General features: G+C 36.4%; 12 protein-coding genes. 5 read left to right on the top strand and 7 right to left on the bottom strand.

The annotated features are described in order from the left end of the window. The first annotated feature begins 24 nt into the window (after positions 1 to 24). From MM214_RS14180 to MM214_RS14165, 4 genes are all read left to right on the top strand, one after another. Entirely contained in the window at positions 25 to 1,947 is a 1,923-nt protein-coding gene (locus MM214_RS14180; protein ID WP_241296296.1) for a putative porin, read from the top strand. 35 nt (positions 1,948 to 1,982) lie between these two features. Next, entirely contained in the window at positions 1,983 to 2,564 is a 582-nt protein-coding gene (miaE, locus tag MM214_RS14175) for a tRNA-(ms[2]io[6]A)-hydroxylase (RefSeq protein WP_241296295.1), read from the top strand. A 111-nt stretch (positions 2,565 to 2,675) separates the two neighbouring features. Continuing rightward, complete coding sequence (locus MM214_RS14170; protein WP_241296294.1) at positions 2,676 to 3,920, top strand: ABC transporter permease; 1,245 nt, start codon at positions 2,676 to 2,678, stop codon at positions 3,918 to 3,920. Then, entirely contained in the window at positions 3,920 to 5,449 is a 1,530-nt protein-coding gene (locus tag MM214_RS14165) for an ATP-binding cassette domain-containing protein (protein WP_241296293.1), read from the top strand. The genes MM214_RS14170 and MM214_RS14165 overlap by 1 nt, the downstream gene beginning before the upstream one ends. Before the next feature lie 9 nt (positions 5,450 to 5,458). Here the strand turns inward: MM214_RS14165 and mtaB are convergent, their stop codons facing one another. Next, positions 5,459 to 6,778, bottom strand: coding sequence for a tRNA (N(6)-L-threonylcarbamoyladenosine(37)-C(2))-methylthiotransferase MtaB (gene mtaB, locus MM214_RS14160; protein ID WP_241296292.1), 1,320 nt, complete (start codon positions 6,776 to 6,778; stop codon positions 5,459 to 5,461). 233 nt (positions 6,779 to 7,011) lie between these two features. Between mtaB and MM214_RS14155 the strand changes: the two genes are divergently transcribed. Next, positions 7,012 to 9,174, top strand: a complete 2,163-nt coding sequence (locus MM214_RS14155; RefSeq protein WP_241296291.1) for a glutamine synthetase III family protein — start codon at positions 7,012 to 7,014, stop codon at positions 9,172 to 9,174. Between the two features lie 67 nt (positions 9,175 to 9,241). Here the strand turns inward: MM214_RS14155 and MM214_RS14150 are convergent, their stop codons facing one another. The 6 genes from MM214_RS14150 to MM214_RS14125 all read right to left on the bottom strand — a co-directional run bounded on the left by MM214_RS14150 (position 9,242) and on the right by MM214_RS14125 (position 16,389). Beyond that, positions 9,242 to 10,612, bottom strand: coding sequence for a DUF6600 domain-containing protein (locus MM214_RS14150; protein WP_241296290.1), 1,371 nt, complete (start codon positions 10,610 to 10,612; stop codon positions 9,242 to 9,244). A gap of 382 nt (positions 10,613 to 10,994) precedes the next feature. Further along, positions 10,995 to 11,159 carry a Lacal_2735 family protein gene (locus tag MM214_RS14145; protein ID WP_241296289.1) on the bottom strand — a complete coding sequence of 55 codons (165 nt, stop codon included), beginning with the start codon at positions 11,157 to 11,159 and terminating at the stop codon, positions 10,995 to 10,997. 39 nt (positions 11,160 to 11,198) lie between these two features. Beyond that, positions 11,199 to 12,812 carry a toxin-antitoxin system YwqK family antitoxin gene (locus tag MM214_RS14140; protein ID WP_241296288.1) on the bottom strand — a complete coding sequence of 538 codons (1,614 nt, stop codon included), beginning with the start codon at positions 12,810 to 12,812 and terminating at the stop codon, positions 11,199 to 11,201. A 142-nt stretch (positions 12,813 to 12,954) separates the two neighbouring features. After that, a complete protein-coding gene (locus MM214_RS14135) occupies positions 12,955 to 13,512 on the bottom strand; it encodes a hypothetical protein (RefSeq protein WP_241296287.1) in 558 nt (185 codons plus the stop codon). Positions 13,513 to 13,519: 7 nt separating this feature from the next. Continuing rightward, positions 13,520 to 14,518, bottom strand: coding sequence for a 3-oxoacyl-ACP synthase III family protein (locus MM214_RS14130; protein ID WP_241296286.1), 999 nt, complete (start codon positions 14,516 to 14,518; stop codon positions 13,520 to 13,522). A 428-nt stretch (positions 14,519 to 14,946) separates the two neighbouring features. After that, on the bottom strand, positions 14,947 to 16,389 hold the full coding sequence (locus tag MM214_RS14125) for a SusD/RagB family nutrient-binding outer membrane lipoprotein (RefSeq protein ID WP_241296285.1): 1,443 nt from the start codon (positions 16,387 to 16,389) through the stop codon (positions 14,947 to 14,949). Positions 16,390 to 16,456: the final 67 nt, after the last annotated feature.

Raw genomic sequence — 16,456 nt, 5'->3', positions numbered from 1 at the left:
TTAGGTTTTATTTTATTTTTAATAATGCTCACGCTCAGCTTGGAGGTATTCGCGCAGATTCCTACTCGAAATCCCCCTATGGGTAATACGCGTCAAGAAACAAATAGAGAAAACGAAGATGAGCAGGAGCAACAGCAAGATGGAAGAAAAAAACTCATTGATGATTCTACTAAAATGGTTTTTGGGCCTAAGACTACGCTGTATTTTTTAGAAAAGGATGTGAGGAGAAATAGGATAAAGAAGTATGAAGTAGATACTCTTTTGAATAATTTTCACTACTATGAGCCAGTAGCTAAATCTGGATGGAAATATCAAGATCTGGGGAATGTAGGTTCAGCAGCTCAGCATATTTTTTATCAGGCGCCAGTGATGATAGGAACTACCTCTGGTTTTCATGCTTATGATTTGTATCATCAGTCTACAGATAGTGTCAAGTACTACGACACGAAGTCTCCATTTACCAATATGGAGCTCTACTTTGGAGGAGGCAATCGCAACATGATGGACTTGGAGTTTGCTAGAAATGTGACACCAAAATGGAACGTAGGATTTACACTAAATACAATCCGTGCCAGAAAGACATTGAACCCTAATAGAAGAGATGATAATCAGGCAGTCAAGAATGCCTATGTGTTTCATACTAGCTATAAATCTGATAACGATAAATACCTACTACTAGCAAACTTTTCACGAACTAGACATCAAGTAGCAGAACAAGGGGGCATCATACCACCTGATGTAGATAGTACCTCTTTGTATTTCACCTATGAAGACGCTAAGGTATGGTTGAGGGGAGCATCTGCTGTAGATTTGAGGCAGGATATTCATGTGTATCAAGAATACGAAATATTAAAAGGATGGCAAGCCTATCATGTTTTTGATAAAAGAAGGCAGCAGCTTTCTTTTAGAGCTGGATTAGGTCCAGAATCGGCTCCATTTTTTGATAGGTACAATCCAGAGAGATTCAATCGCCCCGACAGCACTATCAATGTCAATGATTTCTCTGAATGGAGAAATGAACTAGGTTTCAAAGGTGATTTTGGGCCTGTTTATTACAATGCATTTGCAAAGTTTAGAACTGGTCGAATGAAAGGAAACTATCAAGTTGATCCTTTTGGGTTTGACGAGTTTTCAGTAGGGGGCGCCCTAAGGGGAGAGATAAGTGAACGATGGAGGTTCGAAGCAGAAGGAGAGTATCTTATACCTGGGGCATTTAGGATTCATGGTAAATTTATTTCTCCTTTTCTTGAAGCTACTTATACCAAAGCACTTTATAAACCAACAGCCATGCAAATGCTCTTTAGAGGAAACCATCACCGCTGGAGCAATAGGTTTTCTAATATAGGTTTGGATCAGGTACAAGGTGTGATTAAGGCTGATTTCAAGAGATGGAGCGTTCGACCTAATGTAACTATAAATAGATTGAGCAATTTTGTTTATTTTGATGAAAATCAGCAGGCTGCTCAAGCAAATGGTGATGCCTTCATGCTCATTCCCGGGGTCAAAACTAGTTTTAATGTAAGGGGAAAGTTGTTCTGGGAAACAGAAGCTTACTACACCCTAATCACTGGTGGTTCTTCTGATATTTTTAGAATACCAGAAGTCTTTGCAAACAGTAGGGTTTACTTTGATAGCCCTATGTTTGAAGAAAATCTTTTTGTACAGATTGGAATTGAAGGTAGATATAGAAGTGAATACAGAGCAGATTTTTATAATCCAGCTCTACAGCAATTCTACTTACAAGGTGCTGAGAGAAGGTTTCTAGTCGCTGGTTATCCAATATTAGATTTTTTTCTAAATGTAAGGATAAACAGAACGCGTGTCTTGGTTAGATATAATCACATCAATGATAACCTACTATCAGTCCCTGGGTATTTTGTGACACCTGATTACACAGGATTGAGAGGAATGTTAGATATAGGAATATCGTGGCCCTTATTTGATTAGATTTTATGAGTTGGGAAGAAAGTACTAAACAAAAAATGCTACATCTTCAACTACCCACAGATCCGAGATGGGTAGATATAGCAAAGATGAATTTGGAAGATATACTAACAGATCATGCATATTGTGAACAAAAAGCAGCTACTTCTTGTATCTCTTTGATCGTGAATTTTTATGATTTTAAAGAGTTAAGAGATGTACTTGTGCCTGTTGTTGCAGAAGAATGGGGGCATTTTGAGCGAGTGATAGATCAGATTGACAAAAGAGGATATACTTTGGGAAAACCTAGAAAGGATGAGTATGTGATAAAGCTTGCTGAATTTGTTAAAAAAGGTGGGAATAGGCCACAGCAATTATCTGAATATTTACTTATGAATGCCCTAATTGAAGCCAGAAGCTGCGAGCGCTTCAAGCTGTTATCTAAGGATATTCAAGATGAGGAGCTAAAGAAATTTTATTATGAGCTAATGATCTCTGAAGCTGGTCATTATGTGAATTTTATAGAATTAGCTAGACAAATACATGATAAAGATCAAGTTAATGAGCGTTGGAAAGAATGGTTGTTATATGAGGCTCAAGTATTAAAGCAAATAACAATTAGAGGAGATCGAATGCATTAATGAGCTTACTTATGTTATTTAAAAAAAGTTATTGATTTTTTGAGATAATGTAAGATATTAATGCTTTCAGAGTACTAGATTTAGGTAATTCTGTTCTAAAATGAACGATATATGAATTTGATCGAAAATATAAGGGAGGCTTTAAGGTCAGTCAAGACTAATTTGCTTAGAACCATACTTACAGGTGCTATCATCGCTATAGGGATCACTTCTTTGGTTGGAATGCTGACAGCAATAGACGCTATCAAGGCGCAGATTGAAGATAGCTTTTCAGGTCTTGGTGTTAATAATTTTGATATACGATCAAGAGGTTTTTCTGGTGGAAGATCTGTCCAAGGTGGAAAATCTGAAAAATCCTATCCTTTAGTAAAATATAAGGATGCCAAAGAATTCAAGCAGGCATATTCTTCAATGGGTAATGCTACAGTATATACTACACTTTCAGGTGCCGCCGAAATCAAAAGAGGTTCAAAGAAGACCAATCCAAACGTAAGGGTGACTGGAGTGGATGAGCTTTATTTTTTGATCAAAGGTGTAAAAATCGAAAATGGAAGAAATTTTAGTGCTACAGAGATTCAGTATGGCACCAATGTGTGTGTAGTAGGTCTAGATCTCGTAGAGACTCTATTTGAAAAGGAAGAAAATGCACTGAATCAACAAATTTCTTTTTTTGGAAATAGATATACAATAATTGGGGTTTTAGAGAAGCAGGGAAACATTGGGGGAGGCTCGAGTGCCGATAGGGCTATATTTATTCCTATAGAGAATGGAAGTAGATTAGATTCTAAGGGTACTTTTAGATACAATATCACAGCTAGTGCAGCTAGTCCTATGAGCGTAGAATATGATATGGGGCAAGCGACTGGGTTGATGAGAAAGATCAGGCAAGATGCTGTAGGTCAAGAAGATTCATTTGAAATTACCAAAAGTCAAACAGTAGGAGAGAGCCTTGAGGAAGTGGCGGGTTATTTAAGAATTGGTGGTTTTACCATTGGTTTTGTCACCCTAGTAGGAGCTTCTATAGGACTGATGAATATCATGCTAGTATCTGTGACCGAGCGTACTCGTGAAATTGGAATACGAAAGGCATTAGGTGCCACACCATTGAGGATTAGACAGCAATTTTTGATTGAAGCTATCACAATTTGTATCATAGGTGGGATTTTCGGTGTCATATTAGGAATTGGCATAGGGAATGTTGTTGCAAATTCAATAGGTCCTGGAGGCTTTTTGGTGCCTTGGTTATGGATTATGGTTTCATTTATGATTTGTATAGTTGTGGGTTTGGGATCTGGATATATACCAGCATTCAAAGCTAGCAAGCTTGACCCTATCGAGTCATTGAGGTATGAATAATGGAAAAAGGTAGCTTCTTGTCTCTAAAAAATATTGGAGTAAAGCATCTTGGAAATATTATCTTTCAAGAGTTTGATTTTTTCATGGAAATAGAACAACATTGGGCGGTTATGTTTCCAAGTGTATTGGAAAAGGAGGCCTTTTTCAATACAATCTTAGGAAAAACAGTAGTTTATCAAGGTCAAGTGACATTTCCTTTTGCTTCTCAGTATCAAAAGCAAAAAATAGCTTCTAAGGAAGTGAATAGTTACAGAGATTTGATAGCTCATGTGTCGCAAAGATATACCTTCACTAATAAAGATAATCTTCAAAATTTTTATTTTCAACAAAGATTCAATGCCACAGAGTCGGATACAGCTTTTTCTGTAAAGGAACATTTGACATCTATAAAACCTAAGAGGTCTGGATATTGGAACATTGAAAGTGTCTTGGAGGTATTCGATCTTATCAAACTACAAAATGAATCACTTCTCAAACTTTCTAATGGAGAGACTAGAAGACTTGCTATAGCTTCAGCTTTGCTTCACAACCCTATGCTTTTTCTGATGGATGAGCCCTTGACGGGTTTAGATCGGGAAACCCGGCGTCTATTTGATCATGTTTTTCAACAAATCGCGAATTCTGGAATTCAATTGATTTTAGCTACGAAATTTCAAGAGATACCCAATATCGTGACGCATGTAGGTATATATGGTACTAATGGTATGCAATCTATGTCGAAATCAACATTTTTGAAAAATAAAAAGATGGATCAACTTGATTGCTCAAACGAAATAAATGGTAAAAAATTAGATGAGCTTTTTGTTTGTCCTGATATTCCTAAATATGAGAAATTTGTAAAGCTCAATAATGTGAATGTAATCTATGGTGAAAAATGTATTCTCAAAAATGTCTCCTGGGAGATAAAGCAAGGCGAATCATGGTCTATCAAAGGACACAATGGCGCTGGAAAATCTACTTTGATTAGTTTACTGATAGGTGAGCATCCCCAAGCTTATGCAAATGAAATTTATTTGTTTGATAAAAAAAGGGGTACTGGCGAATCGATCTGGGATATCAAAAAACCTATTGGTTTTGTCTCATCAGATTTATCAAGATTTTTCCCTAGAAATCAAACTTGTAAGAAAGTGATTTTGTCAGGTTTCTTTGATACCATGGGATTGTTTAAGAAGACCTCAGCGGAACAAGACCATCTAGCCATGAATTGGATGGAATTTCTAAGGATAGAGAAGTACTCGAATGTTCTTTTTCATCAGTCTCCCATAGACATTCAGCGTTTTTGCTTACTTGCCCGAGCTTTAGTCAAATCTCCTGTATTTTTGATTCTGGATGAAGCCACTCAAGGTATGGACGAGAATCAAGCTAGTCTTTTTAGACAAATAGTAAACTATATTGGGAAGCGACCATTGATTTCAATTCTATATGTTAGTCATTACGATCACGATATTCCTTCGATTATTGAAAAGGAACTTGTCTTACAAGCTGGAGAGGTTTTTCAAATCAATGGTTACTCAATAGATACTCCATGACTATACTTATTAATGTTTTTCGTACATGATCTCAGGTTCAGTTACCTCTACAGTTCCTTTATCGTTAATTGATTTTAGAGTGACTGTTTTCAGTTCATTGATAAGCAAAGGGTCATATTTGGCAGATACACGGATGTAATTTTCGGTAAATCCATGCATTTTACCATCTTCTACATCATCCTCAAAGAGCACAGTAAAGGTCTTGTCAAGATTTTCTTCATAGAATTTCCTTCTTTTCTTTTCAGAAAGAATTCGAAGCATTTTGGATCTTTCATTTCTCACTTTCATAGGCACTACATCATCCATTTCTGTGGCTCGAGTATTGGCACGTTCTGAATAAGTAAATACATGGAGATAAGAGATATCAAGGTCGTTTAGAAAGTTATAAGTTTCAAGGAACAATTCATCAGACTCTCCAGGAAATCCAACTATCACATCCACACCTATACAGCAATGTGGCATTAAGGTTTTGATTTTACTTACACGATCTTCATAAAGTTCTCGTAAATACCTTCTTCCCATCTTTCTCAAGATCTCATTCGAACCAGATTGTAAAGGAATATGAAAATGTGGAACAAAGCGTTTTGAAGTTGATGCAAACTCTATGATTTCATTGGTGAGCAGATTAGGTTCGATAGATGAAATCCTAAGTCTTTCTATGCCTTCTACTTCATCAATGGCTTTCACTAAGTCTATGAATTTTTCTTTTCTTTTTCCATCTTGAATCCCGAAATCACCAATGTTTACACCAGTTAATACTACTTCTTTGACATCTGTGGCTGCAATTTCTCTCGCTGCTGCGAGGATATTTTCAGTACTGTCGCTTCTGCTTTTTCCTCTAGCTAATGGTATGGTGCAAAAAGCACAGCCATAATTGCAACCGTCTTGAACTTTGAGAAAAGTTCTAGTGCGGTCATTTATAGAATACGCATTGTTGAAAGCTACTGCATCTTGAATTTCAGAAGCAAGGACTTTGGTTTCTTGTTCTTTAGCAAAGCCGTCTAATAGTTCTATGAGTCGAAATTTTTCAGCAGCTCCAAGTACAGCATCTACACCTTTAATTTCTGCAATTTCTTGTGGTTTCAGTTGAGCATAGCAACCTATGATGGTTACATAGGAGTTTGGAGATATTTTTTTAGCCTCTTGGACTATTTTTTTACATTTTTTATCTGCATTTTCCGTCACAGAGCATGTATTGATGATAAAAATGTCTGGCTTTTCCTCAAAAGCTACCTTTTGATATCCTTTATCTTCAAACATTCTTCCAATCGTAGATGTCTCAGAGTAATTCAATTTGCAACCTAACGTATAAAATGCTACTTTTTTCACTTTACTTTCTCCTGATTAAGAATGCAAAGGTAATTAATTAGATTAAGTTTTCAATTTTTTCAATTTCAGGCCATAAACTGAAAAAAATATGAGTGATTCTATGGTGTTTGAGCTTATTTTTTTAGAAATAATGTATTTTTTATGAAAATTCGGTCTTATTTCGAGCCAATTACTTTTAAATTGCAAATATTTTCTATTTTTGTAGGTATTAAATCAAACCACTTATTGTAGAAATGGCAACTTTAAGACAAAAAGCGCTTTTACTTGCGCAAAACAGACCAAGTGTGAGTGTAACTGCACCATCACTGAAAATTTCTGATTATTTTGGAGTAAATGTTTTTGGTAAAAAACAAATGAAGGAGTCACTTGCTCCTACTGTTTACAAAAAAGTAGAGGAAGCGATTGAAAAAGGAGCAAAGATAGATCCTACAACTGCTGAAGAAATAGCTTCTGCTGTTAAAACTTGGGCTTTGTCCAAGGGTGTTACTCACTATACCCACTGGTTTCAGCCTTTGACTGGCTCTACAGCTGAAAAGCACGATGCTTTTTTTGATGCACATGCTGGTATTGAGAAGTTCAAAGGATCTGCATTGGTTCAACAAGAACCTGACGCTTCATCTTTTCCAAACGGAGGTATAAGATCTACTTTTGAAGCAAGAGGATACACTGCTTGGGATCCATCGTCCCCAATTTTCATTTTCTCTAATACATTATGTATTCCTACCATTTTTGTGGCGTACACAGGGGAGGCATTGGATTACAAAACTCCACTATTGAAATCAATAGAAGCTATCAATGATGCTTCTGTGGCGATCTGTCAATTATTTGATAGGAATGTGAGAAAAGTAACTCCTTCTTTAGGTGTAGAGCAGGAATATTTTGTGATTGATAAGGCACTATTCGCGACAAGACCTGATTTGGTAATGGCAGGCAGGTCTGTATATGGACACAATCCAGCTAGAGGTCAGCAATTAGAAGATCACTATTTTGGATCTATTCCTACTAGGGTGAAAGATTTCATGTTGGACTTTGAGATTGAAGCACTCAAATTGGGAATTCCTGTTTCTACTCGTCACAATGAAGTTGCTCCGGGTCAGTTTGAAGTAGCTCCATTGTTTGAAGAAATCAATAAAGCTGTCGATCATAATCAGCTTTTGATGGATCTTATGGATAAAGTTGCAGAAAAGCACAATCTAAAAGTATTGTTCCATGAGAAGCCATTTGCAGGTGTTAATGGCTCTGGTAAGCATAACAACTGGTCTTTGATCACGGATACAGGAGTAAACTTATTTCAGCCGAGTAATTCAGCTAGAGAGAATCTTCAGTTTCTAACTTTCTTGGTTGGTACCATCAAAGCTGTTTATGATTATGCGGATTTGTTGAGAGCTAGCATTGCTTCTGCTGGCAATGATCATAGACTAGGTGCAAATGAAGCACCTCCAGCTATTATCTCCGTATTCCTTGGTTCGACACTTTCTGGTATTTTGGATGAGCTTGAGAAAAATGGAAATATCAAGATCGAGAAAGGCGACAACATGTACATGAAGCTTGGAATTTCAAAAATTCCAGAAATCATTCTTGATAATACTGATAGAAATAGAACTTCTCCATTTGCTTTCACAGGCAATAAGTTTGAATTCAGAGCTGTAGGTTCTAATGCTAACTCTGCTGAACCAATGACCGCATTGAATGTGATTGTTGCAGAGGTATTAAAGCAAATGGCTAAGGATATAGAGAAAGAGATCTCAGCTGGAAAAGAAAAGAAAATTGCAATAGTCAATGTATTGAGAAAATATATCAAAGACTCTAAGAAAGTAAGATTTGAAGGAGATGGGTATTCAGAAGAGTGGGAGAAAGAGGCTGAAAAAAGAGGTCTTTCTAACTTGAAAAGTACACCATTTGCTTTGGATACTTATTCTGACAAAAAAGTGATTGATATTTTCCAAAAGCATAATGTACTATCTCATGTAGAGCTTCATGCACGTCATGAGATCATGCTTGAGAATTATATCAAGAAAGTTCAAATTGAATCTAGGGTTATGGGTGATTTGGCTCTGAACCATATTATCCCTACTGCAATTCTCTATCAAAACAAATTGATAGAAAATGCAAATGGACTCAAAGGTCTAGGCTTGGATAATACTGCTGCCATCGAGACTATCAAAGAAGTAAGTAAGCATCTTGAATCTCTAAAGTCTAATGTAAATCAAATGATTGAAGCTAGAAAGAAGCTTAATAAGGAAGATGATATTGTCAAAAGAGCAAAAGGGTATAGCACTGATGTAAAAGAAGCGTTTTTCGATAAAATCAGATATGCTGTAGATAAATTAGAACTATTGGTAGATGATGAATCTTGGCCATTGGTGAAATATAGAGAAATGTTATTTATCAAGTAATATTCCGAAGCACAAATAAAAAAAGAGAACCAACTGGTTCTCTTTTTTTTATTCAAGTATGATTGATTTAGCTAGTTCCTCTGCCTCCTCTGCTGCTGCTTCTCGAGCTTGAACTTGTTCCAGAAGAAGATCTAGAAGAACCGTTCCCACCTGATCTTACAGCTCCGCTATTTCTATTAGAAGCTCCACTAGATCTTACTGCAGATCCTGAATTGCTCTGTCTCTGAGGCGCAGGAGATGCTTTAGTTGCATTGCTATTACTTCTCTGAGGTGTTACTCTTGCGTTGTTCTGTCTTTGCTGCGGTGCCGCTTGCCTAGTTTGAGACTGCTGTTGTGCAGGCCTTGCTTGCTCTTGTCTATTTTGTTGCGGAGTCGCTTGTCTAGTTTGATTTTGCTGAGGTGCTACCTGCCTTGTTTGGTTTTGTTGTGGTGTAGCTTGTCTAGCTTGTCCTTGTTGAGGCGTAGCAGTTCTAGTTTGTGTGTTTCGCTGCTCATTAGGAGCTGTTCTAGATTGATTTCTCTGAGGCGTAGCTACTTGACTATTTCTACTGTTTTGAGCTGGTGCAGCAGTTCTTGAATTACTAGGTGTATTAGCCTCTCTAATTTGAGCATTAGCAGCAGCTCTACTTTGCACGGCTGGTCTGCTTCTATATTCTTCTGCTGACACTGCTCTTGAAGGTCTAGCTTGAGCATTTGCTGCTCGTGAATTATCAATTTCAGGCCTATAGATATTCAATCCTCTACTATTCACAGTTGCTCTGCCAGCTCTACCAGCATTGTTCACTTGATGTACTGGCACATTCCTACGAGTTACATTTTGAACTTCCTGTCTGCTCGGTCCAGATACATATGTCCTGTTGTTATAAACATATGTGTTGTTGATGATGGTAGTTCTATTATATATACTCACTACATTTCTGTGAGGAACATAGTATCGGTAGAAATTTCTGTGCATAAACCTCCTTTGTGGGACAAATCTCCAATGATTGCTATGAAATCCAAAAGACACGTTGATTCCAATCCCAGGTCCTAACGGAGCCCATCCATAATATCCGCCGCCTGTTCTCCAGCTAACCCAAGCTGGTCCCCACTCATAACCTGGTACCCATGCCCATCCATAGAAATCATTCCAAAACCACCTTCCATAATGAAACGGTGCCCATCCCCAAGCATAATCAGATACCCAAGTGTTCCCATAGTTGGTCATAGTCCAATATCCATTAGTTCCGTAAGGATGGAAATTTGGTCCTGCATTTGGAATCCATACATAACCGTGAGTTGGATCCATCACCCAATCACCATGCGGGCTCAATTCATTATAAAATATTTGGAAACTAACTCCCATTGCTGGAGGCGAAGCTTCTGCATAATTTTTAAGTCCTAGTCCAATGCTTAGCATCAAGACGAGACTTAGTCGGATTAGAGTTAGATTTTTCATGATAGTCTGGTTTAGTATTATAGTTTGTTTTACGAGGATATCTAAAAATATGTTTTGAAAAATTGATTGGTTGTTGATTAAAATGCTGATAAAAACAGTTTTACAAATTTTAAATTATGTAAAAACAACTATTACTGGTGATATGTACATCCTAAAACGAAAAAGCAACCAAGTCATTAGAGTTGGTTGCTTTTAATATGTTAAATATGATCGTTCACTATTACCAGAAAATGTGATTGACCCAAATTGGTTATGAATTTTACTCGTTAAGATCCTTACCTAAAAACCGATTGATAGCTACATTTAACTTAAAGTAATTGGGATAATATGGTATCTATAGCTTAGCTCATATAGTTAATCCAAAGCTGTTAAGTAGAAGAGCTTATTTTAATTCATCTATTTTTTTTGCTATTTCTTCTGCTTTTGCCATCAATTTATCTGCCTCAGTTCGGTTAGCATGTGATAGCTTATGCGCTTTTTCTAGCATTTCTTTATATTGAGATTGAAGCTTTTCTAGCTCAGTTTTTTTCTTGAATAATCCAAACATAACTTTTTTTTAAAACAACTCTTTACTGATAGGATTGTTTTAATCTTCAAAAGTTTTAAACTTCACTTCATCTTCAGGGCCTTTAGGTGGGACTACCTCATCATCTTTGAAGATAATGACTTGTTCGAGCCTGCCATTTATATTGAAGTATCTCCAATTACCTTCTTTTTTACCTTCTATCATTTGACCTTCCGAGGCAATCCTTCCATTTTCATGAAAATAAGACCATTTTCCTTCTGGCTTTCCATTAGAATAGTTTCCTTCAGATTCTTTTTTCCCACTTACATAGTAAGTTATTCTTGTTCCATTACCATCTTTCAGCGTTCCTTTATCGAAGGTCTTACTTCCATCATAAGAATAATATTCTCCAATATTGGTTAGGCGTCCATTGCTCCAATATTCTTCCTGATTGAGATTTTTATTATCATAGAACAACCCCCAAGTGCCTTCCTCAAAACCGTAAAAATAGCTACCTACTGACTTTAGTTGGCCACCATCGTAATAATAGAACCACTGGCCATGCTCAGAACCTAAATTGTATTCGCCTTCTGCGATAAGTATTCCAATCTTATTGAAATATTTCCAGAGCCCCGACTTCAAGTCGCTCTTATATTCTCCAATTGAGTAAAGCTCTCCATCAGGAAAGAAATTTCTCCAGAGTCCATCTTTTACTCCACCTTTGTATTGTCCAGAAACAGAAGTTGCACCATTCGAGTGATATTCAATATATTCGCCTACTGGAACTCCAAGTTCATAAGTTTTTCTCTTGGAAAGATTTCTATTTGGGAAAAACTCTTCCCATGTTCCTACAGGGATGTCATTTTCATACTTTTCTATCCTAGCAGTTCTTTTATTTTCATAATAAAATTTCCATTCTCCTGTTCTATTTCCATTATCATCATAAAACTTTTCAGACTCCAAAACTTTTGTTCCAGGAAAGAATGCAGACCATTTCCCAATTTTCCTTCCATTTTTGAACTTACCTTCTTCCCAAATCTGATTTCTACCTGCATAACGTTTGTAGTCACCATCTGGCTTTCCATTGACATAATTAACCTCTGTCATCAAAATCCCTTCAAAAAAGTATTCTTGATATGGACCATGCAGAATATCATCCTTGTATGTTTCTTTGATTGCTATGGTTTGTGGCAAAAATTCAAAATAAGTGATCCATAATCCGTCCTTTTTACCATTTACATAATTACCTTCTTTCTTAATGATTAAAGGATCAAAATTAGAGGCTTTTGCCGTTTTTGGGAAATACTCTCTAAAAGGTCCCACTGGAATGCTATCTTTAAATACCAACTCAATCTTAAGGTTTCCAAATATGTCATACTCTTTGAAAGGGCCATGAAGCATGTCATCTTTGTATTCAGTTTCTATTCTTTTGACTTTGCCATCGTGATAGGATATTGCTTTGCCATTCCTCACACCATTAGTGAAATTAGTAATCTGTAAAAGTTCTCCAGTTTTTGGATTTTCAAACTTCCAAAGCCCGTCCATTCTTTCGTTAATCAAGATTCCAGTGCCAGCGAAAGTGGAATCTGGATTATATACCGTAACCACTGACTGTGCGAATATCAAAACTGGCGTTAGAAATAAAACAAATAATGCCAAGAAGTTTTTTAGTTTGTTTGGTCTATAGATTTCCATGTTTCGGAGTTAATTCTTTATAAAGCATTTAATCAATTTTGGTAGTTTTAAACAACAATTTAACTGTTGTTTTACGAATTTTTAATACGTGAATTATACAAAACTGTTCCAAATTACACCAAATTCGAAATTAAATGATTGTTTATTTTAATAAATCTAAAATGTTGATAATGGCAGCTTGGCAATCTTTATCAATATCTTCCTTTGTATTCCATGCTATTTTTTTGAATATGACTAAGTTTTGATTTTTTTTGGGGTGATTCTTAATATTTTCTGAATTTATTTTTATAAAATTCAAGAAATGACCCCTGTAATCAAAGCTACCATTGCCTTTGCCTAGATAATATTTATCTTTTTCAAAGAAGTTTTCCAGTTTTGAGATATTTATGCGTTCATGTCCTAAATGTAAAATGACATAAAGTCCATATCCCCACCAATTGAGAACTCGAATGTTAAATCCCGTATCTGGATTGAAATTCCTGATCAAATCTAAAACTTGATAAGGTGTCCCATTTAAATTATTACCTTGGCTTATTTTAGTGCCTTTAGAATCAGTGGTGAAGGATTTAAGCAAAGATTGAGGAAATTCATTGGCTATGTCTGTAAAGAGATCAATAAATAATTGTTTTTGAGCATGTATCTGCTCATAAAGTTCTTTTTGACCGATTATATTTAAGTCTATCTTTTGAATTTCCTGCATAATTAGTTTACCAGTTCAGGAGTGCTGAAGCCCAAGTAAAACCACTGCCAAAAGCCGCTAAACAAACAAGATCACCATCTTTTAACTTATTTTGCTCCCACGCCTGACTTAAAGCGATCGGTATCGTAGCTGCTGTGGTATTACCTAGTTTCATTATATTGTTAAAGACTTTTTCATCAGATAGTCCCATCTTTTGTTGAATATAATTACTTATTCTCAAGTTGGCTTGATGCGGAACCAGTAAGTCTATAGCAGATTTATTTAGCTTGTTGGCATCAAGAGCTTCTAGGATTACTTCATGAAAGCGTACTACAGCATGTTTGAACACAGTATTCCCATTCATGTACATTTTAAAGCTTTGTTGATTTACTATTTCAGGAGATAGTCTGACCTCTCGACTACTTCCGGGGTCTTTCAAATATAATTCTTCCGCATAATCACCATCAGCATGAAGATGAGTGGACAAAATTCCATGTTGATCTATGTCTACTGCTTTTAATATGGCAGCTCCAGCTCCGTCCGCAAAAATTACGGCACTTGATCTACCTTCATCAGATTTATCCAAAGCAGAAGATTGGATTTCTGCACCAACCACAAGTACTGTTTTGTACATCCCAGTTTTGATGAATTGATCAGCTACTGAAAGGGCATAAATGAATCCTGAACAAGCATTTCTTACATCTAGTGCAGGTACCCCTTGAATACCTAATTCCCTTTGAAGAAGTACACCATTGCCAGGGACAAAATAATCTGGCGTGATGGTTGCAAAAACAATAAAATCAATGTCCTTTGCTAATACACCAGCCCTGTCCAAAGCCATTTTAGAAGCTGCCAATGACATGCTAGTAACGGTATCCTTCCCTGGTGTAAACCACCTTCTTTCTTCAATTCCTGTCCTTTCAACAATCCATTCATTATTTGTATTCATCATGCCTGAAAGGTACTCATTGGTAATTACTTGGTCAGGAACATAGTGACCTACACCTACAATCCTTGATTTTTTCATAAAAATTAAAATTACTTGGTTTATTGGGTATTTATATTCTCTTCATTAAAGAAACAAAACTCATCAATAGAATAATAGTTTATGTAATCTTTAAATAGATCAAACTTACAGCCTTTAGACTAATTTAAGAAATTTAAAATAAAATTTATGATTATCTGCATTTACAGCAGAAATAGCAATTCTTACAAATGCACGATTGATTCCAATTTAATATTCTCTATCATAACCTAAATCTTAAAATATCACTCGACTTTTTGTGCTCGATATCTTTTCAGATATTTATAAAATTCATGTTAAGATTGTTTTTTTGGTGATTTTAACAAGCATAACATCAATATTTGCATATTGATATAAATAGGATTGAAAAAAAATAGGCCATTCCACTTGAGGAATGACCTATTTTGAAAGTGATTATTAACTTAACTGTTTTAATTCACGTCCCACCATGGTTTGATATTCATTTCATTTTGAAAACCAGCATTGGCTACTGCATCTGGATTATTACCCAACTCTACAGCTGGATAAAGTGCTCTTACTGGGATAGAGGTACGTACAGCTGCTGCAGGTACAGTCAACTGAGGGTAATCAAGTCGTCTCCATTCTGACCATGCCTCAATTCCATTTCCGTAAAGTGCTATCCATTTTTGGATACCAATAGAGTTTTTCCAATTATCAGCATTATAAGCATTGATTGGCAAAGCCAAATAATTGTTTATCGCTTGCTGATCAGTGATACCCCATTGCCTCATAGAAGCTGCTATACCAGCATTATAAGCCTCTGCTGCATTCCCAGAAATGAAGCCTCTAGCAATAGCTTCAGCTTCAAAAAACTTCATCTCTGCATGAGTCAAAAGGTGAGCAGGAGCTGTAGCAGATCTTAGACGAGTACTCGGTCTTGAAGCTGTACCTTGAAGAGAAAATGTTTCTCCGTCAGTAAGACCATAAGGCAGCCCCACAAATTGACCAGATACATTTGGATTTCCAAAGGAAGGGATTCTCGGGTCATTACGCTCGCTCATTATGCCTACCAATACATCAGAAAGCGTAAAGTCATCTCTATTTCCGATAGTGTTATCAACAAAGAAAGGATTTGCTATACGTTGGTCAGATTGGAATGGAAAATGAAATCCCTCTTCATAAGAACTAATAACTCCAGCGGCGAAACCCTCAGATACCAAACGTCGTGCAGAGGCTTCATCTACATCTGCTATTCTCATTCCAATTCTTACTTTTAGAGAATTTCCAAACTTTTGCCATTTAGCCATATCTCCAGCATAATAGATGTCTCCCGTTGTAAAACTTGAAGTACCTACTGTGATTTTGCTCAGAGCGGCATCGATCTCACTTAATAATCCAGCATAAACATCTTGCTGCTTATCGTATCTTGGATTAGGGAATTCAGCAGGATTGAATGTTTGGGAATATGGAACATTTACCCATATGTCAGTGATATTTTGAAATGACCAAATTCGAAGCAACTCCAAAATAGCAATTCTGTTGTTTCTTTGAGCTGTCGTCAAGTTTTCATTAGCCTCGGTTATTCTCATGGCTGCTTGTAAGTCATTCATGCCGCCAGCGTAGAATGTGTTCCAAATGTTATCGAAATTACCAGGGTTGAAGTTGTAGCGTGATCTTTCAGCATATTCACTTTGAGAGAATTGCTGTACCATCAGCATTCCAAAATCAAAGTTCAATGCACGGCTCCACATTAGATTTGACAGGGAAAATTCAGCTTGAGTAAGCAAGTTTTCCGCTGGCACCATTGTAGGATTGTTAGGATCAGAATTCATCTCCTCAAAACCCTCTGTACAGCTAATTATTCCTAAACTGAACAGGAATAAACCTATTAGATAGTTTGATATATATTTCATGATTTTTCTTTAAATTATAACATTCGCTTGAATTGATTTTATTTACTACTAGTTAGATACTGTGATA

Source organism: Belliella kenyensis (assembly GCF_022549675.1).
Lineage (GTDB): Bacteria > Bacteroidota > Bacteroidia > Cytophagales > Cyclobacteriaceae > Belliella > Belliella kenyensis.
This window is presented reverse-complemented; position numbering and strand designations above follow the sequence as displayed.

Coding starts and splice junctions, on each gene's coding strand:
- MM214_RS14150 (WP_241296290.1), bottom strand. CDS start 10,612: ATGAAAAATCTAACTCTAATCCGACTAAGTCTCGTCTTGATGCTAAGC.
- MM214_RS14140 (WP_241296288.1), bottom strand. CDS start 12,812: ATGGAAATCTATAGACCAAACAAACTAAAAAACTTCTTGGCATTATTT.
- MM214_RS14125 (WP_241296285.1), bottom strand. CDS start 16,389: ATGAAATATATATCAAACTATCTAATAGGTTTATTCCTGTTCAGTTTA.
- MM214_RS14180 (WP_241296296.1), top strand. CDS start 25: ATGCTCACGCTCAGCTTGGAGGTATTCGCGCAGATTCCTACTCGAAAT.
- MM214_RS14155 (WP_241296291.1), top strand. CDS start 7,012: ATGGCAACTTTAAGACAAAAAGCGCTTTTACTTGCGCAAAACAGACCA.
- MM214_RS14165 (WP_241296293.1), top strand. CDS start 3,920: ATGGAAAAAGGTAGCTTCTTGTCTCTAAAAAATATTGGAGTAAAGCAT.
- MM214_RS14135 (WP_241296287.1), bottom strand. CDS start 13,512: ATGCAGGAAATTCAAAAGATAGACTTAAATATAATCGGTCAAAAAGAA.
- MM214_RS14145 (WP_241296289.1), bottom strand. CDS start 11,159: ATGTTTGGATTATTCAAGAAAAAAACTGAGCTAGAAAAGCTTCAATCT.
- miaE (WP_241296295.1), top strand. CDS start 1,983: ATGCTACATCTTCAACTACCCACAGATCCGAGATGGGTAGATATAGCA.
- MM214_RS14170 (WP_241296294.1), top strand. CDS start 2,676: ATGAATTTGATCGAAAATATAAGGGAGGCTTTAAGGTCAGTCAAGACT.
- MM214_RS14130 (WP_241296286.1), bottom strand. CDS start 14,518: ATGAAAAAATCAAGGATTGTAGGTGTAGGTCACTATGTTCCTGACCAA.